Source organism: Pantoea dispersa (assembly GCF_035783935.1).
In the GTDB taxonomy this organism is placed as follows: Bacteria; Pseudomonadota; Gammaproteobacteria; order Enterobacterales; family Enterobacteriaceae; genus Pantoea; species Pantoea dispersa_C.
This window is the reverse complement of sequence record NZ_JALKOV010000009.1, coordinates 136461-158017: the sequence shown is the minus strand read 5'-3', so window position 1 is coordinate 158017 and position 21557 is coordinate 136461. Positions and strand designations below refer to the sequence as shown.

General features: G+C 56.9%; 24 protein-coding genes. 13 read left to right on the top strand and 11 right to left on the bottom strand.

Annotation, left to right across the window (positions count from 1 at the left end):
- Window positions 1–43: 43 nt before the first annotated feature.
- Together MXF20_RS17610 and envC are read right to left on the bottom strand one after the other, a co-directional pair.
- On the bottom strand, window positions 44–952 hold the full coding sequence (locus MXF20_RS17610) for a divergent polysaccharide deacetylase family protein (protein WP_325970548.1): 909 nt from the start codon (window positions 950–952) through the stop codon (window positions 44–46).
- On the bottom strand, window positions 953–2254 hold the full coding sequence (gene envC / locus MXF20_RS17605; RefSeq protein ID WP_325970546.1) for a murein hydrolase activator EnvC: 1302 nt from the start codon (window positions 2252–2254) through the stop codon (window positions 953–955).
- A 249-nt stretch (window positions 2255–2503) separates the two neighbouring features.
- Here envC and MXF20_RS17600 point away from each other — a divergent pair, with 249 nt between their 5' ends.
- From MXF20_RS17600 to cysE, 5 genes are all read left to right on the top strand, one after another.
- On the top strand, window positions 2504–2935 hold the full coding sequence (locus MXF20_RS17600; protein WP_325970544.1) for a rhodanese-like domain-containing protein: 432 nt from the start codon (window positions 2504–2506) through the stop codon (window positions 2933–2935).
- 19 nt (window positions 2936–2954) lie between these two features.
- Window positions 2955–3209, top strand: coding sequence for a glutaredoxin 3 (gene grxC / locus MXF20_RS17595; RefSeq protein WP_010616518.1), 255 nt, complete (start codon window positions 2955–2957; stop codon window positions 3207–3209).
- A 40-nt stretch (window positions 3210–3249) separates the two neighbouring features.
- The gene (gene secB / locus MXF20_RS17590; protein ID WP_125309602.1) at window positions 3250–3714 is read left to right on the top strand and encodes a protein-export chaperone SecB; all 465 of its coding nucleotides are present in this window, start codon (window positions 3250–3252) and stop codon (window positions 3712–3714) included.
- Complete coding sequence (gene gpsA, locus MXF20_RS17585; protein ID WP_125309600.1) at window positions 3714–4733, top strand: NAD(P)H-dependent glycerol-3-phosphate dehydrogenase; 1020 nt, start codon at window positions 3714–3716, stop codon at window positions 4731–4733. The genes secB and gpsA overlap by 1 nt, the downstream gene beginning before the upstream one ends.
- Window positions 4734–4801: 68 nt before the next feature.
- On the top strand, window positions 4802–5617 hold the full coding sequence (cysE, locus tag MXF20_RS17580; RefSeq protein WP_125309598.1) for a serine O-acetyltransferase: 816 nt from the start codon (window positions 4802–4804) through the stop codon (window positions 5615–5617).
- On the opposite strand, the gene trmL is transcribed toward cysE, so the two are convergent.
- From trmL to cpxR, 3 genes are read right to left on the bottom strand one after another with little or no spacing between them, the layout of a single operon-like run.
- On the bottom strand, window positions 5614–6087 hold the full coding sequence (gene trmL / locus MXF20_RS17575) for a tRNA (uridine(34)/cytosine(34)/5-carboxymethylaminomethyluridine(34)-2'-O)-methyltransferase TrmL (RefSeq protein WP_325970542.1): 474 nt from the start codon (window positions 6085–6087) through the stop codon (window positions 5614–5616). The two genes, cysE and trmL, sit on opposite strands and share 4 nt — an antisense overlap.
- A 35-nt stretch (window positions 6088–6122) precedes the next feature.
- Complete coding sequence (gene cpxA / locus MXF20_RS17570) at window positions 6123–7499, bottom strand: envelope stress sensor histidine kinase CpxA (RefSeq protein WP_031279625.1); 1377 nt, start codon at window positions 7497–7499, stop codon at window positions 6123–6125.
- On the bottom strand, window positions 7496–8194 hold the full coding sequence (gene cpxR / locus MXF20_RS17565; protein ID WP_007885339.1) for an envelope stress response regulator transcription factor CpxR: 699 nt from the start codon (window positions 8192–8194) through the stop codon (window positions 7496–7498). The genes cpxA and cpxR overlap by 4 nt, the downstream gene beginning before the upstream one ends.
- Before the next feature lie 150 nt (window positions 8195–8344).
- Here cpxR and cpxP point away from each other — a divergent pair, with 150 nt between their 5' ends.
- Window positions 8345–8857 (top strand): cell-envelope stress modulator CpxP, encoded by a 513-nt coding sequence (cpxP, locus tag MXF20_RS17560; protein ID WP_325970540.1) that lies wholly within the window; start codon window positions 8345–8347, stop codon window positions 8855–8857.
- Window positions 8858–9075: 218 nt separating this feature from the next.
- Here the strand turns inward: cpxP and MXF20_RS17555 are convergent, their stop codons facing one another.
- Window positions 9076–9732, bottom strand: coding sequence for a tyrosine-type recombinase/integrase (locus tag MXF20_RS17555; RefSeq protein ID WP_325970539.1), 657 nt, complete (start codon window positions 9730–9732; stop codon window positions 9076–9078).
- 309 nt (window positions 9733–10041) lie between these two features.
- Between MXF20_RS17555 and MXF20_RS17550 the strand changes: the two genes are divergently transcribed.
- From MXF20_RS17550 to MXF20_RS17525, 6 genes are all read left to right on the top strand, one after another.
- The gene (locus MXF20_RS17550; RefSeq protein ID WP_325970538.1) at window positions 10042–10284 is read left to right on the top strand and encodes an ogr/Delta-like zinc finger family protein; all 243 of its coding nucleotides are present in this window, start codon (window positions 10042–10044) and stop codon (window positions 10282–10284) included.
- Between the two features lie 101 nt (window positions 10285–10385).
- A complete protein-coding gene (locus MXF20_RS17545) occupies window positions 10386–10688 on the top strand; it encodes an NINE protein (RefSeq protein ID WP_325970537.1) in 303 nt (100 codons plus the stop codon).
- Between the two features lie 277 nt (window positions 10689–10965).
- Complete coding sequence (gene fieF, locus MXF20_RS17540; RefSeq protein WP_325970536.1) at window positions 10966–11868, top strand: CDF family cation-efflux transporter FieF; 903 nt, start codon at window positions 10966–10968, stop codon at window positions 11866–11868.
- Between the two features lie 207 nt (window positions 11869–12075).
- Complete coding sequence (gene pfkA / locus MXF20_RS17535) at window positions 12076–13038, top strand: 6-phosphofructokinase (protein ID WP_021507047.1); 963 nt, start codon at window positions 12076–12078, stop codon at window positions 13036–13038.
- Between the two features lie 147 nt (window positions 13039–13185).
- Window positions 13186–14175 carry a sulfate ABC transporter substrate-binding protein gene (locus MXF20_RS17530; RefSeq protein WP_211725470.1) on the top strand — a complete coding sequence of 330 codons (990 nt, stop codon included), beginning with the start codon at window positions 13186–13188 and terminating at the stop codon, window positions 14173–14175.
- A 127-nt stretch (window positions 14176–14302) separates the two neighbouring features.
- Window positions 14303–15058 (top strand): CDP-diacylglycerol diphosphatase, encoded by a 756-nt coding sequence (locus MXF20_RS17525; protein ID WP_325970535.1) that lies wholly within the window; start codon window positions 14303–14305, stop codon window positions 15056–15058.
- A gap of 67 nt (window positions 15059–15125) precedes the next feature.
- Here MXF20_RS17525 and tpiA read toward each other — a convergent pair whose 3' ends face one another.
- The 3 genes from tpiA to fpr form a co-directional block, all read right to left on the bottom strand.
- Window positions 15126–15893: a triose-phosphate isomerase gene (gene tpiA / locus MXF20_RS17520; protein ID WP_125309590.1), complete on the bottom strand. Its 768-nt coding sequence runs from the start codon at window positions 15891–15893 to the stop codon at window positions 15126–15128.
- Window positions 15894–16014: 121 nt separating this feature from the next.
- Window positions 16015–16605: a YiiQ family protein gene (locus MXF20_RS17515; RefSeq protein ID WP_325970533.1), complete on the bottom strand. Its 591-nt coding sequence runs from the start codon at window positions 16603–16605 to the stop codon at window positions 16015–16017.
- 105 nt (window positions 16606–16710) lie between these two features.
- Window positions 16711–17457, bottom strand: coding sequence for a ferredoxin--NADP(+) reductase (fpr, locus tag MXF20_RS17510; RefSeq protein ID WP_325970530.1), 747 nt, complete (start codon window positions 17455–17457; stop codon window positions 16711–16713).
- A gap of 291 nt (window positions 17458–17748) precedes the next feature.
- On the opposite strand from fpr, the gene emrD reads away from it, so the two are divergent.
- The gene (gene emrD, locus MXF20_RS17505) at window positions 17749–18942 is read left to right on the top strand and encodes a multidrug efflux MFS transporter EmrD (protein ID WP_325970617.1); all 1194 of its coding nucleotides are present in this window, start codon (window positions 17749–17751) and stop codon (window positions 18940–18942) included.
- Here emrD and glpX read toward each other — a convergent pair.
- Both glpX and glpK read right to left on the bottom strand, forming a co-directional pair.
- On the bottom strand, window positions 18932–19942 hold the full coding sequence (glpX, locus tag MXF20_RS17500; protein WP_325970528.1) for a class II fructose-bisphosphatase: 1011 nt from the start codon (window positions 19940–19942) through the stop codon (window positions 18932–18934). The two genes, emrD and glpX, sit on opposite strands and share 11 nt — an antisense overlap.
- 95 nt (window positions 19943–20037) lie before the next feature.
- Window positions 20038–21549, bottom strand: a complete 1512-nt coding sequence (gene glpK, locus MXF20_RS17495; protein WP_211727024.1) for a glycerol kinase GlpK — start codon at window positions 21547–21549, stop codon at window positions 20038–20040.
- Between the last annotated feature and the right edge of the window lie 8 nt (window positions 21550–21557).

Genomic DNA, 21557 nt, shown 5'->3' with positions numbered 1-21557 from the left:
AAGGTGTGGCGTTAAATAGGGCGCAGCCCGCTGCGCCCGATAATCAGAATAGCTGTTTAAGCAACTGCACGAGTGGACTGCCGGTAATACTCTCTGTCACCACCTCCACTGCGCGACTCTGCGGTACGGCAGGTAGCGGCTGGCCCGGTTTACACACGCCAGGCGCGCGGAACGTCGGGGTACGCGGTTGCACCGGCGTGCTGGCCGGCGGCGTGGTGCCGTGGCGCAGCGGCTCATTAAGCAGCTGGCTGGGGCGAACCAGGGTGATATCGCCCGGCAGCGTCGGCAGCATCTGCTGCAACACCCGTACCGTGGTGGGATGCGGATGGCCAATGGCGATGGCGTAGCCATCACGCTGCGCCAGCTTCACCGCGCGGGTGAACTGGGTGCGAATTGCCGCTTCGTTCTGGCTGTCGTCGAGGAATACGCGCCGCTTCAGCACCTTAACCTGCGTGCCCTGCGCGGCCGGAACCGACTGGCTGTTGCCAATGGTCATGCTGTCGAGGAAGTAATAATTGTAGTGATTGAGCACCTGCATCACTTTCTGCATGCCGGGCAGGCTGGAGGTCATTTTGCTGCCCATATGGTTGTTCAGGCCAACCGCATACGGCACTTTGTTGCTGGCGTCACGCATGATGCGCGCGATCTCTTCGCTGCTCATCTCCGGCGTCAGCGTGTCCTTCTCCAGCGGCTGTTTGCTCAGCGGCGCCATCGGCAGGTGAATCAGCACCTCATGACCGCCCTGATGCGCTTTGGTCGCCATATCACGTGCGTGGGGCGCATTCGGCAGCACCGCTACAGAAATCGCGGCGGGCATTTGCAGCACTTTATTCTCTTCAACCGGGCGGTAGCCGAAGTCGTCAATGACGATAGCCAGTTTTCCCGCATGGGCGGCAAAGGTGAAAAACAGTCCGCACAGGGCGGCACTAAGCTTGTGAGGCTGAAATAACACTTATCTTCCTAACCACGGCAGTGGATTGACGGCCTGTCCCTGACGACGGATTTCAAAGTAGAGCGAGGGCGTGCCGCGGCCGCCGCTGGTGCCCACGAGGGCGATAGGCTGTCCTGCCTTCACCTGCGCACCGACGCTCACCAGCGCACTCTGGTTATAGCCGTAAAGGCTCATATCGCCTTTACCGTGTTCGACCACCACAACCAGGCCATAGCCTTGCAGCCAGTCGGCCATCAGTACGCGACCATCGGCAATGGCTTTCACTTCAGTGCCTTCCGGTGCATCAATCACCAGACCTTTCCAGCGCAGTTCGCCCTGCATTGCTTCACCAAAACGATGTTCAATGCGACCGCGCACCGGCCAGATGGCCTGCCCGCCGGGCCGGCCGAGACCACCGGTGCGCGCCATTAGCTCGCGCTCGCTCTGTGTGGGTGAATAGCTGGAGCCTTTGGCTTTTGCCTGGGCCTGCCGCTGGCGCACTTTTTCCGCCTCGCGCGCTTCGCGTTGCGCCCGTTCGCGCGCCTCACGTTCAGCTTTGGCGATTTTGTCCTGCAGGCGGCTTTCGTTCTGGCGCATTTCGACCAGATCGGCCTGATCTTTCTCCAGCGCACTCTCCAGCGCAGACAGCGTTTTCTTACGCGCGGCGCTGGCGGTTTCCAGCTTGTTCTGTTGCGTCTGCTGCTGAGCTAACAGCGACTTTTGCTGCTCCTGCTTGCCCTGCAGCGCCTGACGCTGCTGCGCCAGCTCCTGCTGAGTCTGCTTGAGCTCGTCGATGTTTTTTTGCCGGGCGGCATTGAGGTAGCCAAAATAGGCCAGAATACGTTCGCTGCGCTGCGCTTCTTCACCGCCAAGCAGCAGCTGTACGCCGTTATGCTGGCCCTGACGAAACGCGGCATCCAGCTGCTGCGCCAGCAATTTTTCCTGCTGCGCCTGCTGCTTTTCCAGCCGGGTAATGGAGGCGGTAGTTTGGGCGATTTCACCGTTTAGCGCGCTCAGGCTGTTGCGGGTTTCACGCAGCTGGCGGCTGGCCTGGGCAATCACTTTTTCCTGACTCTGCAGCTGATCGAGCAGTTTACTGCGCTGCAGCTTCTGTGCTTTAACGCTTTTTTCTTTTTCGGCGATGTCCTGCTGAATGGACTTTAGCTGCGTCTTGCTGTCATCAGCGCTATGCGCGACGACGGGCAACAGCAACGCACCCGCACAAAGCAGGCTGAGGGAGATATCGGACCAGCGAAATGACAACGGAGATGCCGGGTCGTTGTCACGGGTCCTTGTGTGTGTAACGGTCGCTTTTCCCTTCATAGTCGATAATTATTCCACGATGAACAGCCGCTTACCAGTTATCCCGGCCGGGTTTTGCTTTACGAAAGATGTCGGCCACAGCTTAGCGGGATAAAGATTGTCTCAATTTTGCGATTAGAACACTTTTTTTGGAAAATGACGCACAAATCGTAACTCTGCCCGCTTCGCGACTGTACATGCGAAGTGGCGCAGGTATACTCAGAACCCTTGTTTTAGCTTATTAGCCCCGGTCTGGAGTCGTTACCCCTCATGCAAGAAATTATGCAGTTTGCAAGCAATCACCCCATCCTTAGTCTGGCATGGGTCGCTTTACTTATTCTGGTGATTGTAACCACCGTTAAAGGAATGTTCTCTAAGGTAAAAACCATCAGCCGTGGTGAAGCAACCCACCTGATCAACAAAGAGGACGCGGTGGTGGTAGACGTTCGTTCACGCGACGACTATCGCAAGGGACACATTTCAGGGGCAATTAACATCGCCGCAGCCGATATCAAAAAAGGCAGCTTCGGCGAGCTGGAAAAGCACAAGTCGCAGCCCATAATTGTGGTATGCGCCACCGGCCAGAGCGCCGCGGAACCGGCGGCCAAACTCAGCGCCGCCGGTTTTGACAAAGTGTCCGTGCTGAAAGATGGTGTGAGCGGCTGGAGTGGCGAAAACCTGCCGCTGGTTCGCGGTAAATAACTTCCTGAGGTATCACCGCATGGCTAATGTTGAGATTTACACCAAAGTGACCTGTCCTTACTGCCACCGGGCGAAGGCGTTGCTGGATCAAAAAGGCGTGTCATACCAGGAGATTCCCATTGATGGGGACGCGGTGAAGCGCGAAGAGATGATTAAACGCAGCGGTCGCACCACGGTGCCACAGATCTTTATTGACGCGCAGCACATTGGCGGCTGTGACGATCTCTACGCGCTGGACGGGCGTCAGGGACTCGATCCCTTGCTCCGCGCATAACATTTTCGACCGACAATTTTCACTTAAAGGATTCAGTAACATGTCAGATCATAGCAGCAACGAAATGCAGTTCCAGATTCAACGCGTTTACACTAAAGACGTTTCGTTTGAAGCGCCAAACGCGCCACAGGTTTTCCAGAAAGAGTGGGAACCGGAAGTGAAGCTGGATCTGGACACCGCTTCTTCTCAGCTGGCGGATGAAGTGTATGAAGTCGTGCTGCGCGTTACTGTCACCGCTACCGTGGGCGAAGACACCGCGTTCCTGTGCGAAGTGCAGCAGGCCGGTATCTTCACCATCAGCGGTATCGAAGGCACGCAGATGGCGCATTGCCTCGGTGCATACTGCCCGAACATTCTGTTCCCGTATGCGCGCGAGTGCGTCACCAGCCTGGTATCGCGCGGTACTTTCCCGCAGCTTAACCTGGCACCGGTCAACTTTGATGCGCTGTTCATGAACTATCTGCAGCAGCAGGGTGAAGGCGAAGCGCCACGTCAGGATGCCTGATGACTACACTCAACGCTTCGATTAGCGTCATCGGTGCCGGATCGTACGGCACCGCTCTGGCCATTACGCTGGCCCGTAATGGCCATCCGGTTCTGCTGTGGGGCCACAATCCACAAAGCGTGGCGCAGCTACAGGCTGACCGATGCAATACCGCTTTCCTGCCCGATGTTCCTTTCCCTGATAATCTCGTTCCTGAAGCCGATTTAGCGCAAGTCGTCAGCGCCAGCCGCGATCTGCTGGTGGTGGTGCCGAGCCATGTATTTGGCGATGTGCTGATGCAGCTGAAACCGCTGCTGCGCGCGGATTCGCGCATTGTCTGGGCCACTAAAGGGCTGGAGAAAGAGACCGGGCGGCTGCTGCAGGATGTCGCGCGCGAGATTCTCGGCGACACTATCCCGCTGGCGGTGATTTCCGGCCCGACCTTTGCGAAAGAGCTGGCGGCCGGTTTGCCGACGGCCATCGCGCTGGCCGCCACCGACGCGCAGTTTGCCGACGACCTGCAGCAAAAGCTGCACTGCGGCAAAAGCTTCCGCGTTTACAACAATCCGGACTTTATCGGCGTGCAGCTGGGCGGGGCGGTGAAAAACGTCATTGCCATTGGGGCCGGTATCTCCGACGGCATTGGCTTTGGTGCCAACGCGCGTACGGCGCTGATCACCCGCGGTCTGGCAGAAATGAGCCGTCTCGGTGCTGCGCTGGGTGCCGATCCTACTACCTTTATGGGGATGGCAGGCCTTGGCGACCTGGTGCTGACCTGTACCGATAATCAGTCGCGCAACCGCCGTTTCGGCATGATGCTGGGGCAGGGTGAGAGCGTTGATGAGGCGCAACGCATTATCGGACAAGTTGTAGAAGGCTACCGAAACACGAAAGAAGTCAAAGCGTTAGCGGCGCGCGTCGGCGTGGAAATGCCAATAACCGAGCAAATTTATCAGGTATTATATTGCGAAAAATCGGCGCGAGAGGCAGCATTGAGCCTGCTTGGTCGTACAAGGAAGGACGAAAACAGCCAAAGCTAAAGCAGGACGCTTAAGCATTATCACCTGTAGCGCCTCATCGGGCGCTTTTTTATCGGGAGCACACAGCAATGTCGTCTGAAGAGTTAGAACTGGTCTGGAACCATATCAAAGCCGAAGCCAGAGCGCTGGCCGATTGTGAACCGATGCTGGCCAGTTTTTACCATGCGACCTTGCTCAAACACGAAAATCTCGGTAGTGCGCTCAGCTACATGCTGGCAAACAAGCTCGCCAACCCGATCATGCCCGCCATTGCCGTGCGCGAAATTGTAGAAGAAGCTTATCGTCAGGATCGCGAGATGATTGTCTCGGCCGCGTACGATATTCAGGCGGTGCGCCAGCGCGATCCGGCCGTCGATAAATATTCAACGCCGCTGCTCTATCTGAAAGGCTTCCACGCGCTGCAGGCTTATCGCATTGGCCACTGGCTGTGGAAAGAGGGACGGCGCGCGCTGGCGGTGTATCTGCAAAACGAAATCTCCGTTTCCTTTGCCGTGGATATCCATCCGGCGGCACGCATCGGGCGCGGCATCATGCTGGACCACGCGACCGGTATCGTGATTGGCGAAACGGCGATCGTGGAAAATGACGTCTCTATTCTGCAGTCGGTAACGCTGGGCGGTACCGGCAAAACCAGCGGCGATCGCCATCCGAAAATTCGTGAAGGGGTGATGATAGGCGCGGGGGCCAAAATTCTCGGCAATATTGAAGTCGGACGCGGTGCGAAAATCGGCGCCGGTTCGGTGGTGCTGCAACCGGTGCCGCCGCACACCACGGCGGCCGGCGTGCCGGCGCGCATTGTCGGCAAGCCAGCCAGCGACAAGCCGTCAATGGATATGGATCAGCACTTCACCGGCGCCGGTTTTGAGTACGGCGACGGTATCTAGCCTTTAATCAGCGCGCCAGCATAATCCAGCTGGCGCCACGCCTCATACACCACGACTGACACTGCATTCGACAGGTTCATGCTGCGGCTCTCTGCGCGCATCGGAATGCGGATCTTCTGCTCTGCCGGCAACGCATTGAGAATTTCTGGCGGCAGGCCACGGCTCTCCGGACCAAATATCAGGTAGTCGCCCGGCTGATAGCTGACGGCGCTGTGCGCGGGCATGCCTTTGGTGGTCAGCGCGAACAACCGTTGCGGCGCTTCCGACGCCAGAAAGTCGGCGTAGCTGGCGTGTTTTTTCAGCGAGGTATATTCATGGTAATCCAGTCCGGCGCGGCGCAGGCGTTTGTCATCCCAGGCGAAGCCTAACGGCTCAATCAGGTGCAGCTGAAAGCCGGTATTGGCGCACAGGCGGATAATGTTGCCTGTATTTGGCGGGATTTCTGGTTCAAATAAAACGATGTTTAGCATAAGGCCCCCGGAAACGAGGGCCGCAGCATAGCAAATTATTGCCGGGCGGAGTACAGCGGCAGCCACAGCGTCAGGCGCAGACCGCCTAACGGGCTGTCATCGGCTTTCACCCAGCCGCGGTGCTGTTGCACGGCGGTTTCGACAATCGCCAGCCCGAGCCCGGTGCCGCCGGATTCACGGTCGCGCGCTTCGTCGGTGCGGTAGAACGGACGGAAAATCTGCTCGCGGTCTTCCGGGCTGACGCCGGGACCGTCGTCGTCGACGTGCACGGTGATGCCCTGAATATCCACGGCAAAGCTAACGCTGATGTGCGTGTGCGAGTAGCGCAGTGCGTTGCGCACAATGTTCTCCAGCGCACTTTCCAGCGCGTGTGGGTTACCGTACAGCGGCCACGGACCGGGCGGATACGGCACGTCCATGGTTTTACCCATCTGCTCCGCTTCGAATTTGGCATCTTCCAGCACGCCGTTCCACAGCTGGTTGGCCTTCATCGCTTCGCTCACCAGCGCGTTTTTGTGCTGAGTGCGCGACAGCACCAGCAAGTCGTTGATCATGCCGTCGAGTCGCTGTGCTTCGGTCTCAATGCGCTCCAGCTCTTTGCCTTCGCCATGACGCCGGCGCAGTAGCGCAGTGGCCAGCTGCAGGCGCGTCAGCGGCGTGCGTAATTCATGGCTGATATCTGACAGCAGACGCTGCTGCGCCGTCATCATGCGTTCGAGCGCGCTCACCATCTGGTTGAAACTGGAGCCGGCAGCGAGAAATTCCTGCGGGCCCGATTCCAGTTCCGGGTGCTGACGCAAATTTCCGCTCGCCACTTCATCCGCCGCATGTTTTAGTTTGCGTGCCGGACGCGCCAGGCTCCACGCCAGCCACAGCAGCAGCGGCGAGCTGATCAACATGGTGACGATCAGCAGTAGCAGAGGACGGTCAAACAGCAGGTTGACGAAATCGAGCTGGGAACTGGTGGCGGGACGAATCAGATAGAGCTGGTAGTTGTCTTCGCCGTCGCGAACCGCAAAGGGGCCGACCATCTCAACGCGGCCATATTTTTTCTTCTGCGGGTGATCGGCATTATCGGACTGGCCGATAAAGTTGCGGATCACCTGCATTTCGTTGTGCTGTGCGCCGATTACCCGGCCTTCGCTGGTGACCAGCAGCAGGCGCTGACCGGGCGGCGCCCATTTATCAATGGCGCGGAACAGACGGCGCCACCACATCAGGTCGTTAGGCGGATCCTGTGACAGCTCCGCCTCTACGTGCTGCTCAATCATGGTGCCCTGGCGCTGTTCGCTCTCCATCAGCGAAGTCATCTGGCGCGAATCGAGTTTGGGCACCATCAGTACCAGCATCAACACCAGCGCCAGGGTGAGCCAGAAGATGGCGAAGATGCGGGTGGTCAAACTTCCAATCATGATGCCGAAACCATCAGATAGCCGCGTCCGCGCAGCGTTTTAAACCACGGGTGACCATCACGACGTTCCGGCAGCTTACGACGCAGGTTAGAGATGTGCATATCAATGGCGCGGTCAAACGGCGTCAGGCGCTTGCCCAGTACTTCCTGGCTGAGATGTTCGCGCGATACCACCTGGCCAAGATGCTGTGCCAGCAAATAGAGCAGGGTAAACTCGGTACCGGTCAGATCCAGCGTTTCGCTGTCGAAGCTGGCTTCCTGACGGCCCGGATTCAGGCGCAGGCAATCCACTTCCAGCGTCGGTGAGCTGTTATCGTGCTGTTGCTGCTGTTCGCTCCAGTTGGAACGGCGCAGAATTGCACGGATACGCGCCACCAGTTCGCGATCGTTAAACGGCTTCGGCAGATAGTCATCCGCACCCAGCTCAAGGCCGAGGACACGGTCCAGTTCGCTGCCGCGTGCGGTCAGCATAATGACGGGCGTTTGATGTTGCTGGCGCAGCTCTTTTAACGTGTCGATACCGTTCTTCTTCGGCATCATGACATCGAGCAAAAGCAGGTCGACGGTGTTGTCCAGCAGATTGAGCGCCTGCTCGCCATCGCTGGCGACAATCACCTCAAAACCTTCCATTTCAAGCAGTTCTTTAAGCAGCGAAGTTAATTCGCGGTCGTCATCAACCAACAGGATTTTATTCATTTTTTGTTGCCCTCCGCAGGCAAAATACCGTGTTCCTATAGTGGCAATCCAACGCTTTACGTAGTTTTACACCCCCTGACGGATGTTTGCAGCTGTCGCCGTACACTAGCTCTCGTTGAATCGCAAAACGGAACGAACCGGGAGTAAACGATGCGCTACTTAACCGCCGTCGTCTTTGCCTCAGCGATGGTTCTCAGTCACGCCAGCGCAGAAGCAGCAGACACGACGACGATTGACGAGATGCATCATAACGGCGGATTGACGACAGGCAGTATGACGCAAAATCCGCAAAGCTACATGTTCGATGGTATTGAGCTGACTGAACAACAGCGGCAACAGATGCGCGATCTGATGCAGCAAGCGCGCCATGAACGCCCGGTGTTAAGCGTTCAGGACATAGAAACTATGCATGACCTTGTCATTGCAGACAAATTTAACGAATCGGCTATCCGCCAGCAGGCAGAGAAACAGGCCCGCGAGCAGGTAGAACTGCAAATCGAGATGGCCCGGGTTCGTAATCAGATGTATCACCTGCTAACGCCTGCGCAGCAAGCGATATTGCAGAAGAATTTTGAGCGGCGCCTGAACGAAGCGCGTCGGCTCTCCGGATTGCAGCCCTCATCACCGCTGCAAGCAGTGAGTAGTACCAGCAGTAACCAGTAACATAGTATCCCTGTTTTCCTTGCCATAGACACCATCCCTGTCTTCCCCGCCATGATGGCGGGGTTTTTTTTATCAATAACTTAATAAAATTAAGCTAAACCAGTTAGTTATTTTGATTTATCAACCTACAGAAACCAGTTATAAGCAACTGGAAAAGGGTCACATTGTGGTCAGCAGTGGACACAAGGTGGACACGCTTTCCTGGCTAGCCTCATCCATCAGTTATGGCTGGCTCTCCGCCACCCTCGCTGCTTTTTTTCTATCCCGACAGCTTCCAGCCCTCTCCTTAATGGATTGAGCGTTACAGCGTGTAGGAGGAACTCTGGCGCGAAGTGGGCGTAAATCATTGTCTGCTCAATTTTCGCATGCCCGAGAATGTCACGCAGGGTGATGATGTTTCCGCCGTTCGTCATAAAATGACTCGCGAAGGTGTGCCTGAGAACGTATGTCGCCTGCCCGCGCGGCAACGCTGGTACTGCGGTTCGCAGCTTTTCTTTGAAGCTCTCATAAGCGACTTTGAATAACTTCCCGCTTTTGCGAGAGCTGATCAGCTTCTCCAGCTCTGACGAAATCGGGATCACCCTGCTTTTACCGTTCCTGGTAGCGAAAAAGTGGATGCGTCCCATACGTACCCGCATTGAATCACGTTCCGTCTGTTTTAAGGGCGGCAGCTCCTTTACCGGATTTGGCTGGCGATACTCACCGAGCTTAATCAACGTCGAGAACATGCCAGAAAGGCGATAAACATCACGGTTAATCGTGGCTAGTGATATTCCCGCTGCAAGTCTGGGCGTTCGCAGCTGGAGCAGATTTCTTATTGCTAAAGGCGTTTGCCGGCATATCACCAATCTGCGAGATGGTTTACGCAGGTGCATCCGCTCAATTTTCCCGTTCTTCAGCGTGACGCTATGAACTTTCCACCAATTACCCTGGCACGCGGCAGGGCTGATTTATTTCCTGAGCTGCATGCTAACGTGTCAGGCTTCAAGCCAACCATTGATGCTGCGGACTGGGTGATCAGGCGGGTGAATAACACAATTAATTGAAATGGATTCATCACCGTGCTGGAACTGGAAGTGAGCATCATGGACTGGGATGCGGAAGAAAATAGTGATGATGAATAGATTATAAATCAGACATCTCTTAAACTGCTCGGCGAGTTACATCAGAAGCGGTGAGGTCTTATGTTCACCTGCCCAAAGTGTAACGCCGCCGCAAGAACCCGTACTTGCCTGATGCTCAGCAGAGAAACTCGTCGCAGCTATCACCAGTGCTCGAACATGCTGTGCGGGCAGTCATTCACTACTCTGGAGACTGTAGAAAATTACCTGAACAATTTGACGCCTTCCGCGAGGGCTCATGGGATTCCGGCGGGTGCTTTTCCTCGGTCTAACTACGGTGAAAACCAGTTGAGTTTGACTCTTTGAAGTAAACCCAGCCCCTTACAAGGGGCGTTTTTGTGAGTAAAGGTTTGGCGTAGGCCTGCCGATGTTCGAATGACTTAAAACAAATTAATTATGGAGTGATTATGTCTGGAATGGTTTTTTGCCGTGGTTGCGGTAAGGAAATTCACGAGTCCGCAAAGGCTTGCCCACACTGCGGTGCAACTCAACCAACTCAGGCACAGGGAAATAAGAGCCGTATTGCAGCAGCGCTGCTGGCATTTTTCCTTGGAGGGTTTGGGGTTCATAAATTTTATTTAGGTCGGGTTGGGCAGGGGCTACTTTATCTCATTTTCTGCTGGACGTTTATTCCAGCATTTATTGCCTTTGTCGAATTCATTCTGTACCTGTGCTCTTCTGACGAAGATTTCGCCAGAAAGTATGGCTAACTAGTTAAAGTAAACCCCGCCAGATAAGCGGGGCTTTTTATAATGTGGTCAATAGATGGATGTGCCATGAAATAAATCATTTTATTTCAAGAGAATAGATTAAATAAATGGACGCCATCCCTGTCTTCCCCGCCATGATGGCGGGTTTTTTTTTGCCCTGAATTTGCCGGCAAAGGGCTTCCGTTTCGCCATCCTGTCACGCAGTCGGCACCAGAGAGTGATAAACTTGAGCCATTTTCCACCGCATGGCGTGCTGCAGCGCCTGACGAGGCAAGGCATGGATCCGTCTTATGCAAAACTGGTAAACCGCGCGGCGCTGGCGGCGACCACGCTGGCAACGCTGTTGCTGATCGTGAAAATTTTCGCCTGGTGGTACACCGGTTCGGTCAGCGTGCTGGCGGCGCTGGTGGATTCGCTGGTCGATATCGCCGCGTCACTGACCAATCTGCTGGTGGTGCGTTATTCGCTGCAGCCTGCCGATGACGATCACACCTTTGGTCACGGTAAAGCGGAATCACTGGCAGCACTGGCGCAAAGCATGTTTATCTCCGGATCGGCGCTGTTTTTGTTTCTTACCGGCCTGCAGCACCTCGCCTCGCCGGAAACGCTGCGTGCACCGCTGGTTGGTGTGGTGGTGACGCTGATTGCGCTCTGCTCGACGCTGGTGCTGGTCGCTTTTCAGCGCTGGGTGGTACGACGCACCCGCAGCCAGGCGATCCGTGCAGATATGCTGCATTATCAGTCCGATGTGGTGATGAACGGCGCGATCCTGGTGGCGCTGGGCTTAAGCAGTTATGGTTTTAAGCGTGCGGATGCGCTGTTTGCGCTCGGCATCGGCGTGTATATCCTCTACAACGCGCTGCGCATGGGGTATGAAGCGGTACAGTCGCTGCTCGATCGCGCGTTGCCGGAGCAGGAAAAACAGGCGATTATCGCGCTGGTAAGCCACTGGCCCGGCGTGCGCGGAGCGCATGCGTTACGTACGCGCCAGTCCGGCCCGACGCGGTTCATCCAGCTTCACCTGGAGATGGACGATCATCTCCCGCTGGTGCAGGCGCACCAGGTGGCTGATCAGATTGAGCAGGCGTTACGGCAAAAATTTCCCGGCTCGGATGTGATCATTCATCAGGACCCCTGTTCTGTTGTGCCGCAAAATCAGCAGGGTTTTTTCCAGTTTTAGCAGTTAAAAATCATAGCGTTACGTAATAAAAATGACGTAACGCTAACAACTTTGTAAAAAATTAGCGAAAACTTGTCTGACCTGAATCAATTCAGCATCAAGCCTTTGATATACTATCTGCAACTATTAAGCCGTGCGATCGCGAGCTGGTCCACACCGGTCGACAGGCAGGAATAATCCTTAGTTTTGAACAATCCAGAGGTTGTCATGATCAAAAAAATCGGAGTACTGACCAGCGGCGGCGACGCCCCAGGCATGAACGCAGCCATTCGCGGAGTTGTCCGTTCCGCGCTGAGTGAAGGCCTTGAAGTTTTTGGTATCTATGACGGCTATCTGGGTTTGTACGAAGACCGAATGATCAACCTCGACCGCTACAGCGTGTCGGACATGATTAACCGCGGCGGCACCTTCCTCGGCTCAGCGCGTTTCCCGGAATTCCGCAACGAAGAAGTGCGTCAGGTCGCGATCGAAAACATGAAAAAGCGCGGCATTGATGCGCTGGTGGTGATCGGCGGTGACGGTTCCTACATGGGTGCTAAACGCCTGACTGAAATGGGCTTCCCGTGCATCGGTCTGCCAGGCACCATCGACAACGACGTAGCCGGTACCGATTACACCATCGGTTATTTCACCGCGCTGGAAACCGTGGTGGAAGCGATTGACCGCCTGCGCGACACCTCTTCTTCACATCAGCGTATCTCCATCGTTGAAGTGATGGGCCGCTACTGTGGTGACCTGACCTTAGCGGCGGCCATTGCCGGTGGCTGTGAGTTTATCGTACTGCCTGAAATCCCTTACACGCGCGAAGAGCTGGTGGCAGAGATTCAGGCCGGTATCGCGAAAGGTAAGAAGCACGCCATCGTAGCCATCACCGAACACATCTGTGACATCGACGATCTGGCGCACTTCATTGAGGCGGAAACCAAGCGTGAAACCCGTGCCACCGTGCTCGGCCACATCCAGCGCGGCGGTGCGCCATGCGCTTACGACCGTATCCTGGCATCGCGTATGGGCGCTTATTCGATTGAGCTGCTGCTGCAGGGCTACGGCGGTCGCTGCGTGGGTATTCAGAACGAGAAGATGGTGCACCACGACATCATCGACGCGATTGAAAACATGAAGCGTCCGTTCAAGCGTGACTGGCTGGATACCGCGAAAAAACTTTACTAATCAATGACTCATCGGGCGCGATCGCTTTCGCGCCCTTTTTTATGCCCCTCTATATTCCCCATAGTTATAACGGCTTATTTTTAATTCTTTAATCCGTAGAATGCTTTGTGTCAGTCTTATTCTATAACGACCTCGGGAGAGCAAGCAATGAACAAGTGGAGTATTGGTGTCACCCTGTTACTGGCTTCAACCAGTGTTCTGGCTAAGGATATTCAGCTGTTAAACGTCTCTTACGATCCAACCCGTGAGCTGTACGAGCAGTACAACAAAGCATTTAGCGCGCACTATAAGCAGGAAACCGGCGATAACGTGGTGATTCGCCAGTCGCACGGCGGTTCCGGTAAGCAGGCGACTTCCGTGATCAATGGCATTCGCGCGGATGTGGTTACGCTGGCGCTGCAGTCCGACGTCGATGCTATTGCTGACCGCGGTCGTATTGATAAAAACTGGATCAAACGTCTGCCAGACAACTCGGCACCTTATACTTCCACCATCGTGTTCCTGGTGCGCAAAGGCAATCCTAAAGGCATTCATGACTGGCCGGATCTGATTAAGCCAGGCGTTTCCGTGATCACGCCAAACCCGAAAACCTCCGGCGGTGCACGCTGGAACTATCTGGCGGCCTGGGGCTGGGCGCTGGATCAAAACCACGGCGACCAGGCGAAAGCGCTGGCCTACGTCAAAGCGCTGTTTAAAAACGTTGAAGTGCAGGATTCCGGCGCACGCGGCGCGACCAATACCTTCGTTGAGCGCGGTATCGGTGATGTGCTGATTGCATGGGAAAACGAAGCTTATCTGGCGGTCGATAAGCTGGGCAAAGATAAGTTTGAAATCGTTACGCCGAGCGAATCAATCCTTGCCGAACCGACAGTCTCGGTAGTCGATAAAGTGGTGGATGAGCAGGGCACGCGTAAAGTGGCAGAAGAGTATCTGAAATATCTCTACTCACCGGAAGGCCAGACCATCGCGGCACAAAACTATTATCGTCCGCGCGATCCTGAGGTGGCGAAGAAGTTTGCCAGCAGCTTCGCGCCGGTCAAACTGTTCACCATTGATGACAAGTTTGGTGGCTGGAGCAAAGCGCAGAAAGCGCACTTTGCCGACGGCGGCAGCTACGATCAGGTCATGAAACCGTAACCGCGTTTTCATCGTAACGAAACGGTCAGCTCTATGCTGGCCGTTTTGCTTTGCAGCGCGGAAAAAGCCGTGACTTTCCGCCGGCTACAGGTGAGGATGCAGGCAGCTTATCACTGAGGATCTGGCCATGCAGGGGCGCCGCCGTACTGTTAAGTTGCTGCTTGTCGCATTCATCATATTGATTGCCGGACTGATCGCCGGCGCGCTGCATTTCCATAAAAACGCTGATGCGCTGTGGCAGATCGTCAGCGAAAAGTGCGTGCCGGATATGACACAACACGGTAAGCCGGCACCCTGTCAGCAGGTCAATCTGGCGCAGGGTTATGTGACGCTCAAAGATTTGAACGGCCCGCTGCAATATCTGCTGATGCCGATAGCGAAAATCACCGGCATGGAAAGCCCGATCCTTCTCGATCCCACCACGCCCAATCTGTTTGCCGCAGCCTGGCAGCAGCGCAGCCTGCTGGCGCAGAAACGCGGTGCGCCTGTCGACGACCGTGTGCTGTCGCTGGCCATCAACGCACAGTATGGCCGGACCCAGAATCAGCTGCACATCCATATCTCCTGCCTGCGACCGGAGGTGCGTCAGCAGCTGGATACGCTGGCACCGAAGCTGAACGCACAGTGGCAGACGGCAACGCTGCTGCGGCATCGCTGGCTGATTCGCACGCTAAGCACCGCCGAACTGGCGCAGCAGAGCGTGTTTATCCGGCTGGCAGAAGAGGTGCCGCATGCGCGCGGTGAGATGGGCAAATACGGGCTGGCGCTGGCCCAGCTGCCGGATGGCCGTCTGGCCCTGATGGCGCTGGAGCGCAACTGGCTGAAGCTGAATCGCGGTTCGGCGGAAGAACTGCAGGATCACCAGTGCCGATTGCTGGAGTAAGTCGCGTCGCGACCAATCAGGCAATAAAAAAGGCGGCTCATCAGCCGCCTTTCTCTGCGTGAGAAACTTACGCGTTTTTCGCTGCTGCAGCGGCTTTGACGATCACGGCGAAAGCGTCGGCTTTCAGAGATGCACCGCCCACCAGCGCGCCGTCGATGTCTGGCTGGGTGAACAGTTCAGCGGCATTTTTGTCGTTAACCGAACCGCCGTACTGAATAATTACCTGCTCAGCGATTGCGGCATCTTTCTTCGCGATGTGGTCACGAATGAATTTGTGTACTGCCTGCGCCTGCGCTGGGGTGGCTGATTTGCCGGTACCTATGGCCCAGACTGGCTCATAGGCGATAACCACGCCTTCAAAGGCGGCAGCGCCCTGGGTTTCCAGCACGGCGTCGATCTGACGTGCGCACACTTCTTCGGTTTTGCCCGCTTCGTTTTCCGCTTCGGTCTCACCGATGCACAGTACCGGCACCAGGCCTGCGGCCTTCAGCACGGCGAATTTCTTCGCGATGAACTCGTCGCTCTCTTTGTGGTAGGTGCGGCGCTCAGAGTGGCCGATGATGATGTATTTCGCGCCGATGTCTTTCAGCATCTCGGCAGAGGTTTCACCGGTGAAAGCGCCAGACAGGTTCACGTCAACGTTCTGCGCACCCAGCGCAATGTGGCTGCCGGAAATCGCGTGTTTAGCCTGATCCAGATAGATCGCCGGCGGAGCAATCGCCACACCGCAGCCTTCCACTCCTGACAGCTCTTTGCGCAGACCTTCAATCAGCTCGCCCGCCATGTGCTTGCTGCCATTCAGTTTCCAGTTACCCATAACCAGTGGATGTCGCATTCTTTCCTCCGCATAACGCGATTCATGAAATAGCGCTGCCATCGGGGCAGCGATGTCTGCCAGACAGTATAGAGATCAAATGGGTCGCTGGCTTTGCTTTTCGTCATTTTTGCCGGGGAGATCAGGGGGTAGCGAGCGCCAGTTTGATGGGCTCGACGGCGAAGGTCAGCCCTTTGTCACCGTTGTCGGCAACCACAAAGCGCAGTGCACCTTCGGTACGGGCAAAATAGCGTGCGCCCTTGCCGGCGCTGAGCAACGCATCGAGCTTTTTGTGTCCCTCTTCCGGCGATAAACCGGGCACAAAAAAGCGCACTAGCGCAGTCATGTAATCCATGGCGCGCGTCTGTGCCGCTTTCATATCCGGGCCGGGCACCGGCAGCCAGGTAATCTGCAGCGTTTTAATCTTGCCGGTGCCCTGTTCCAGCGCGGTAGAGGCATACAGCGTTTCGCTGATTTTGCTGGCGGCGCGCGTCAGGTGGCTCTTGTCATCGCGGTTATCAATGGCGCGATACTCCTGCAGCGGCAGGTCTGGGTTAGCGGCGTTGTACTTTTCGCGGAACTGGGCGATGGTCATATCAAAGGTGGGCGCACCCGCCAGCAGATACGGTGCCGCAGGCAGGTGATCGTTGCGATCCTGCGCGGGCGCGTCCTCCGCCCAGGCGGGAAATGTCAGTGCGACGCTGAGCAGCAGCGCGACTGGCAGATTCTTCATTGCTTCGGCCCTAAATCATTCACTTAGCCCACGATTAGAACGGTTTTTACCGCTGAAAGTCAAAACCCGCGCCGGGAAAAATCTGACATTTTACGGCTGGCGTGATTACCAGTAATGCTCGCTGGTCATGTGGCCCGGTTTACGCTTGAAATGCTTGCGCATGTCGCGGCTATCTTTTAGCAATTGCTGAGTATCGCGCACCATCTGCGGATTACCGCACAGCATCACGTGGCTGGTGTCGGCGTGCATCGGCAGGCCGACGGCGTTTTCCAGTTCCCCGCTCTCGATCAGCTGCGGCACGCGGCCATGCAGTGAACCGGGCATTTGCTCGCGGCTGACCACGGTCTGAATGTGCAGCTTGCCCTGATAGCGCTGCTGCAGCTGCTGCATCAATGGCAGAAAACTGAGGTCGGCGGCATAGCGCGCAGCGTGTACCAGCACAATGTTGTCGAAGCGCTCCAGCCCTTCGCCCTGTTGCAGAATCGACAGGTACGGACCGATTGCCGTGCCGGTCGCCAGCATCCACAGCGTCTGGCAGTCGGGGATCTCATCCAGCACAAAGAAACCGGCCGCCTCTTTGGTCACCATCACCTGATCGCCGGGCTGCAGCGCCTGCAGGCGCGGGCTGAGCTTTCCTTCCGGCACCGTCACCAGATAGAACTCCAGCAGCGGATCGTGCGGCGCGTTAACGTAGGAGTAGGCGCGCTGCACGCGTTCACCATCGACTTCCAGCGCCAGCTTGGCAAACTGTCCGGCGGTAAAAGGGTCGATGGGCGCAGTAACGCGCAGACTGAACAGTGCATCGGTCCAGTTTTTCACTTCTTTTACTTCTGCATTGATCCACTCAGCCATGTTTGCTCCTGATGATGACTTATTCCTCTCTTACTATCTTCGTCAGCCCAGCGCCAGATTTCCAGCCCCGCAGCGGGCAAAGGGCTCTCTGCGACAAATCATTAGCACGGAACAGCAACTGTAGCGGCCACGTTACAGCCTGGTGCAGAAGCTTGACGGTGCCCGTTCTCCCGCTTTACGTCTGCCTCTCGCTTTGTCAGCAATTCCTGATATTTTTGCCGCCATAACTCTCTGACAGCCCTGTTTAGTGCTGTCTTTACTTTGTTTCTCAGGCAGACATTTTGTTCCATGATGATGAGTAATACGCAAAACCGCTTCCTGCTGTTCATGCTGATTGTGCTGGTGGCGGTCGGACAGATGGCCCAGACCATCTATGTGCCCGCGATGGCGAACATGGCAGAGGCGCTTAACGTGCGCAGCGGCGCCATGCAGCAGGTGATGGCGGCCTATCTGATGACCTACGGCGGATCGCAGCTGATCTACGGTCCGCTGTCGGACAGCATTGGCCGGCGTCCGGTGATCCTCGCGGGCATGACGATCTTCGCGGCGGGCGCGCTGATCGCCCTGTTTGCGCCGTCGCTGAGTGTGCTGGTGCTGGGCAGTGCGGTACAGGGATTGGGCACCGGCGTGGCTGGCGTGATGGCGCGCACCATGCCGCGCGATCTCTATTCTGGCATTGCGCTGCGCCAGGCCAACAGCCTGCTCAACATGGGCATTCTGGTCAGCCCGCTGCTGGCGCCGGTAATCGGCGCGCTGCTGACCCATCTGTTTGGCTGGCACGCCTGCTTTGCTTTCCTGCTGCTGCTGTGTGTTGGCGTAACGGCCGCGATGGCGCGCTGGCTACCGGAAACCCGTCCGGCGGATGCGCCCGCGACACCGTTTCTGCGCCGCTACATCACGCTGCTCAGCGACGGCAACTTTGTGCGTTATCTGTTGCTGTTGATCGGCGCGCTGGCGGGCATTGCGGTATTTGAGGCCAGCTGTGGCGTGCTGATGGCGGGCGTGCTGGGGCTGGACGGGCTGACGGTAAGCATCCTGTTTATTCTGCCGATTCCGGCGGCGTTTTTTGGTGCCTGGTTTGCCGGCCGCGAACAAAAGTCCTGGCATACGCTGATGTGGTATGGCGTGAACAGCTGCCTGCTGGCGGGCCTGCTGATGTGGCTGCCGGCGTGGTTTGGCGTGATGAATATCTGGACGCTACTGGTGCCGGCTGCGCTGTTCTTCTTTGGTGCCGGCATGCTGTTTCCGCTGGCGACCTCTGGCGCGATGGAGCCCTACGCGTGGCTGGCCGGCAGCGCCGGTGCGCTGATTGGCGGTCTGCAGAATCTCGGTTCTGGCGTGGTGGCGTGGCTCTCAGCGCTGCTGCCGCAGCACGATCAGTCGAGCCTCGGCATGCTGATGTTTGTGACGTCGCTGGTGATGCTGCTGTGCTGGTGGCCGCTCTCGCGTCATCCGGAGAGCGGCAAACAGACGGTTACAGGATAAAAGGATGCAGCGCCGCGTCTTTGCGGTCCAGATAGTGGATCGACTGAATGCGGCGAATGGTGCGCGATTTGCCGCGCACCAGCAGCGTTTCGCTGGTGGCGATGTTGCCCTGGCGCGTGATGCCCTTTAGCAGATCGCCCGTGGTGATGCCGGTCGCCGCGAAAATCACATTATCGTTACGCGCCATCTGTTGCAGCGTCAGCACTTCCCCGGCGTTGATGCCCATTTCGGCACAGCGCTGCAGCTCCTGCTCACCCAGACGGCGGTTTTCGGCCGAATCCCCTTTGACCTGATGACGAGCCAGCAGGCGCGCCTGCATGTCGCCATCCATGGCGCGGATCACCGCCGCTGACACCACGCCTTCCGGCGCGCCGCCGATGCCATACAGCACGTCCACTTCGCTGTCCGGCATGCAGGTGAGAATCGAGGCCGCGACGTCACCGTCCGGGAACGCAAACACGCGCACGCCCAGCTGCTGCAGCTGTGCGATGACCGCATCGTGACGCGGTTTGGCGAGAATCGACACCGTCAGCTGGCTGAGCGGTTTATTAAGCGCCTGCGCAATCGCCTGCAGATTGGTGGCGAGCGGCAGGTTGAGATCGATAGCGCCGCGCGCGCCCGGACCGACAATCAGCTTTTCCATATACATATCAGGTGCGTGCAGGAAGCTGCCTTTATCGCCCACCGCCAGCACCGCCAGTGCGTTGGCCTGGCCCATCGCAGTCATGCGCGTGCCTTCGATAGGATCGACTGCAATGTCCACTGCATCGCCGTGGCCGGTACCGACTTTCTCACCAATGTACAGCATCGGCGCTTCGTCGATTTCGCCTTCGCCAATCACGATCTGGCCGTCGATGTTGATGGTGTTGAGCATAATGCGCATGGCGTTGACGGCAGCGCCGTCGGCGGCATTCTTGTCGCCGCGTCCTAACCAGTGATAGCCCGCTAACGCAGCGGCTTCGGTCACACGGGAAAATTCAATCGCGAGTTCTCGTTTCATGGTCTGCACCTGACAAAAAACAGGCGGGCAGTGTAGCACAGCGGGGCAGGGGGACGGGAAAAACCCGCGGCAGGGCGCCGCGGGTCAGCACAGTTTTACTCTTCTTCTTCCCACGCTTTGGCACGCGCCACGGCTTTTTTCCAGCCGGCATAGCGCACGTTGCGTTCGGTGGTTTCGATGCTTGGGCGGAATTCACGCTCCACCACCGCTTTAGCACGGACTTCTTCCAGATCGTTCCAGAAACCGACTGCCAGACCGGCGAGGTACGCCGCACCCAGCGCAGTCACTTCGCGTACTTCCGGACGCTCTACGCGCGTGCCGAGAATATCCGACTGGAACTGCATCAGGAAGTTGTTAGCCACCGCACCGCCATCCACGCGCAGCGACTGCAGGCGGGTATCGGCATCGTTCTGCATCGCTTCCAGCACATCACGCGTCTGGTAAGCGATGGACTCCAGCGTGGCACGAATGATGTGGTTGGCGTTGGCACCACGCGTCAGACCGAAGATTGCGCCGCGCGCATACGGGTCCCAGTACGGTGCGCCAAGGCCGGTAAAGGCTGGCACCATGTACACGCCGTTGGTGTCTTTGACTTTCATCGCGAAGTATTCGGAGTCGCCCGCATCGCTGATCAGCTTCATCTCATCGCGCAGCCACTGAATGGACGCACCACCGATGAATACGGCACCTTCCAGCGCGTAGTTCACCTCGCCGCGTGGACCGCAGGCGATGGTGGTCAGCAGACCGTGAGTGGAGGTCACCGCTTCGGTACCGGTGTTCATCAGCATAAAGCAGCCGGTGCCATAGGTGTTTTTCGCCATGCCAGGCTGCACACACAGCTGGCCATACAGCGCAGCCTGCTGGTCACCGGCAATACCGGCGATAGGAATACGCGTACCGCCTTTACCACCAATGTTGGTCTGACCGTAGATTTCGGACGATCCTTTCACTTCCGGCAGCATTTCACGCGGAATATCCAGAATCTCCAGCATTCGCGCATCCCACTCCAGCTTGTGGATGTTGTACATCATGGTACGCGATGCGTTGGTGTGATCGGTGATGTGCACGCGGCCCTGCGTCATTTTCCACACCAGCCAGGTGTCAACGGTACCAAACAGCAGCTCACCGCGTTTCGCCCGCTCACGTGCGCCTTCAACGTGGTCGAGAATCCACTTCACCTTGGTGCCGGAGAAGTAGGGGTTAATCACCAGGCCGGTGGTGTGCTGGATGTACTCTTCCAGACCCTCTTTCTTCAGCTTGTTACAGTAGTCGGCGGTACGCGGATCCTGCCAGACGATAGCGTTGTAAATCGGTTTGCCGGTCTCTTTGTCCCAGACAATCGCGGTTTCACGCTGGTTGGTGATGCCGATGGCGGCGATCTGGTCAGAACGGATATCGGCATGCGCCAGCACTTCCACCAGCGTCGAGCTCTGTGACGCCCAGATATCCATCGGGTCATGCTCAACCCAGCCGGCTTTCGGGTAGATCTGGGTGAATTCGCGCTGTGAGACGGCGACGATGTTGGCGTCATGATCGAGCACCACGGCACGTGAGCTGGTTGTGCCCTGATCGAGCGCGACAATATATTTTTTATCAGTCGTAGTCATTATGGTTT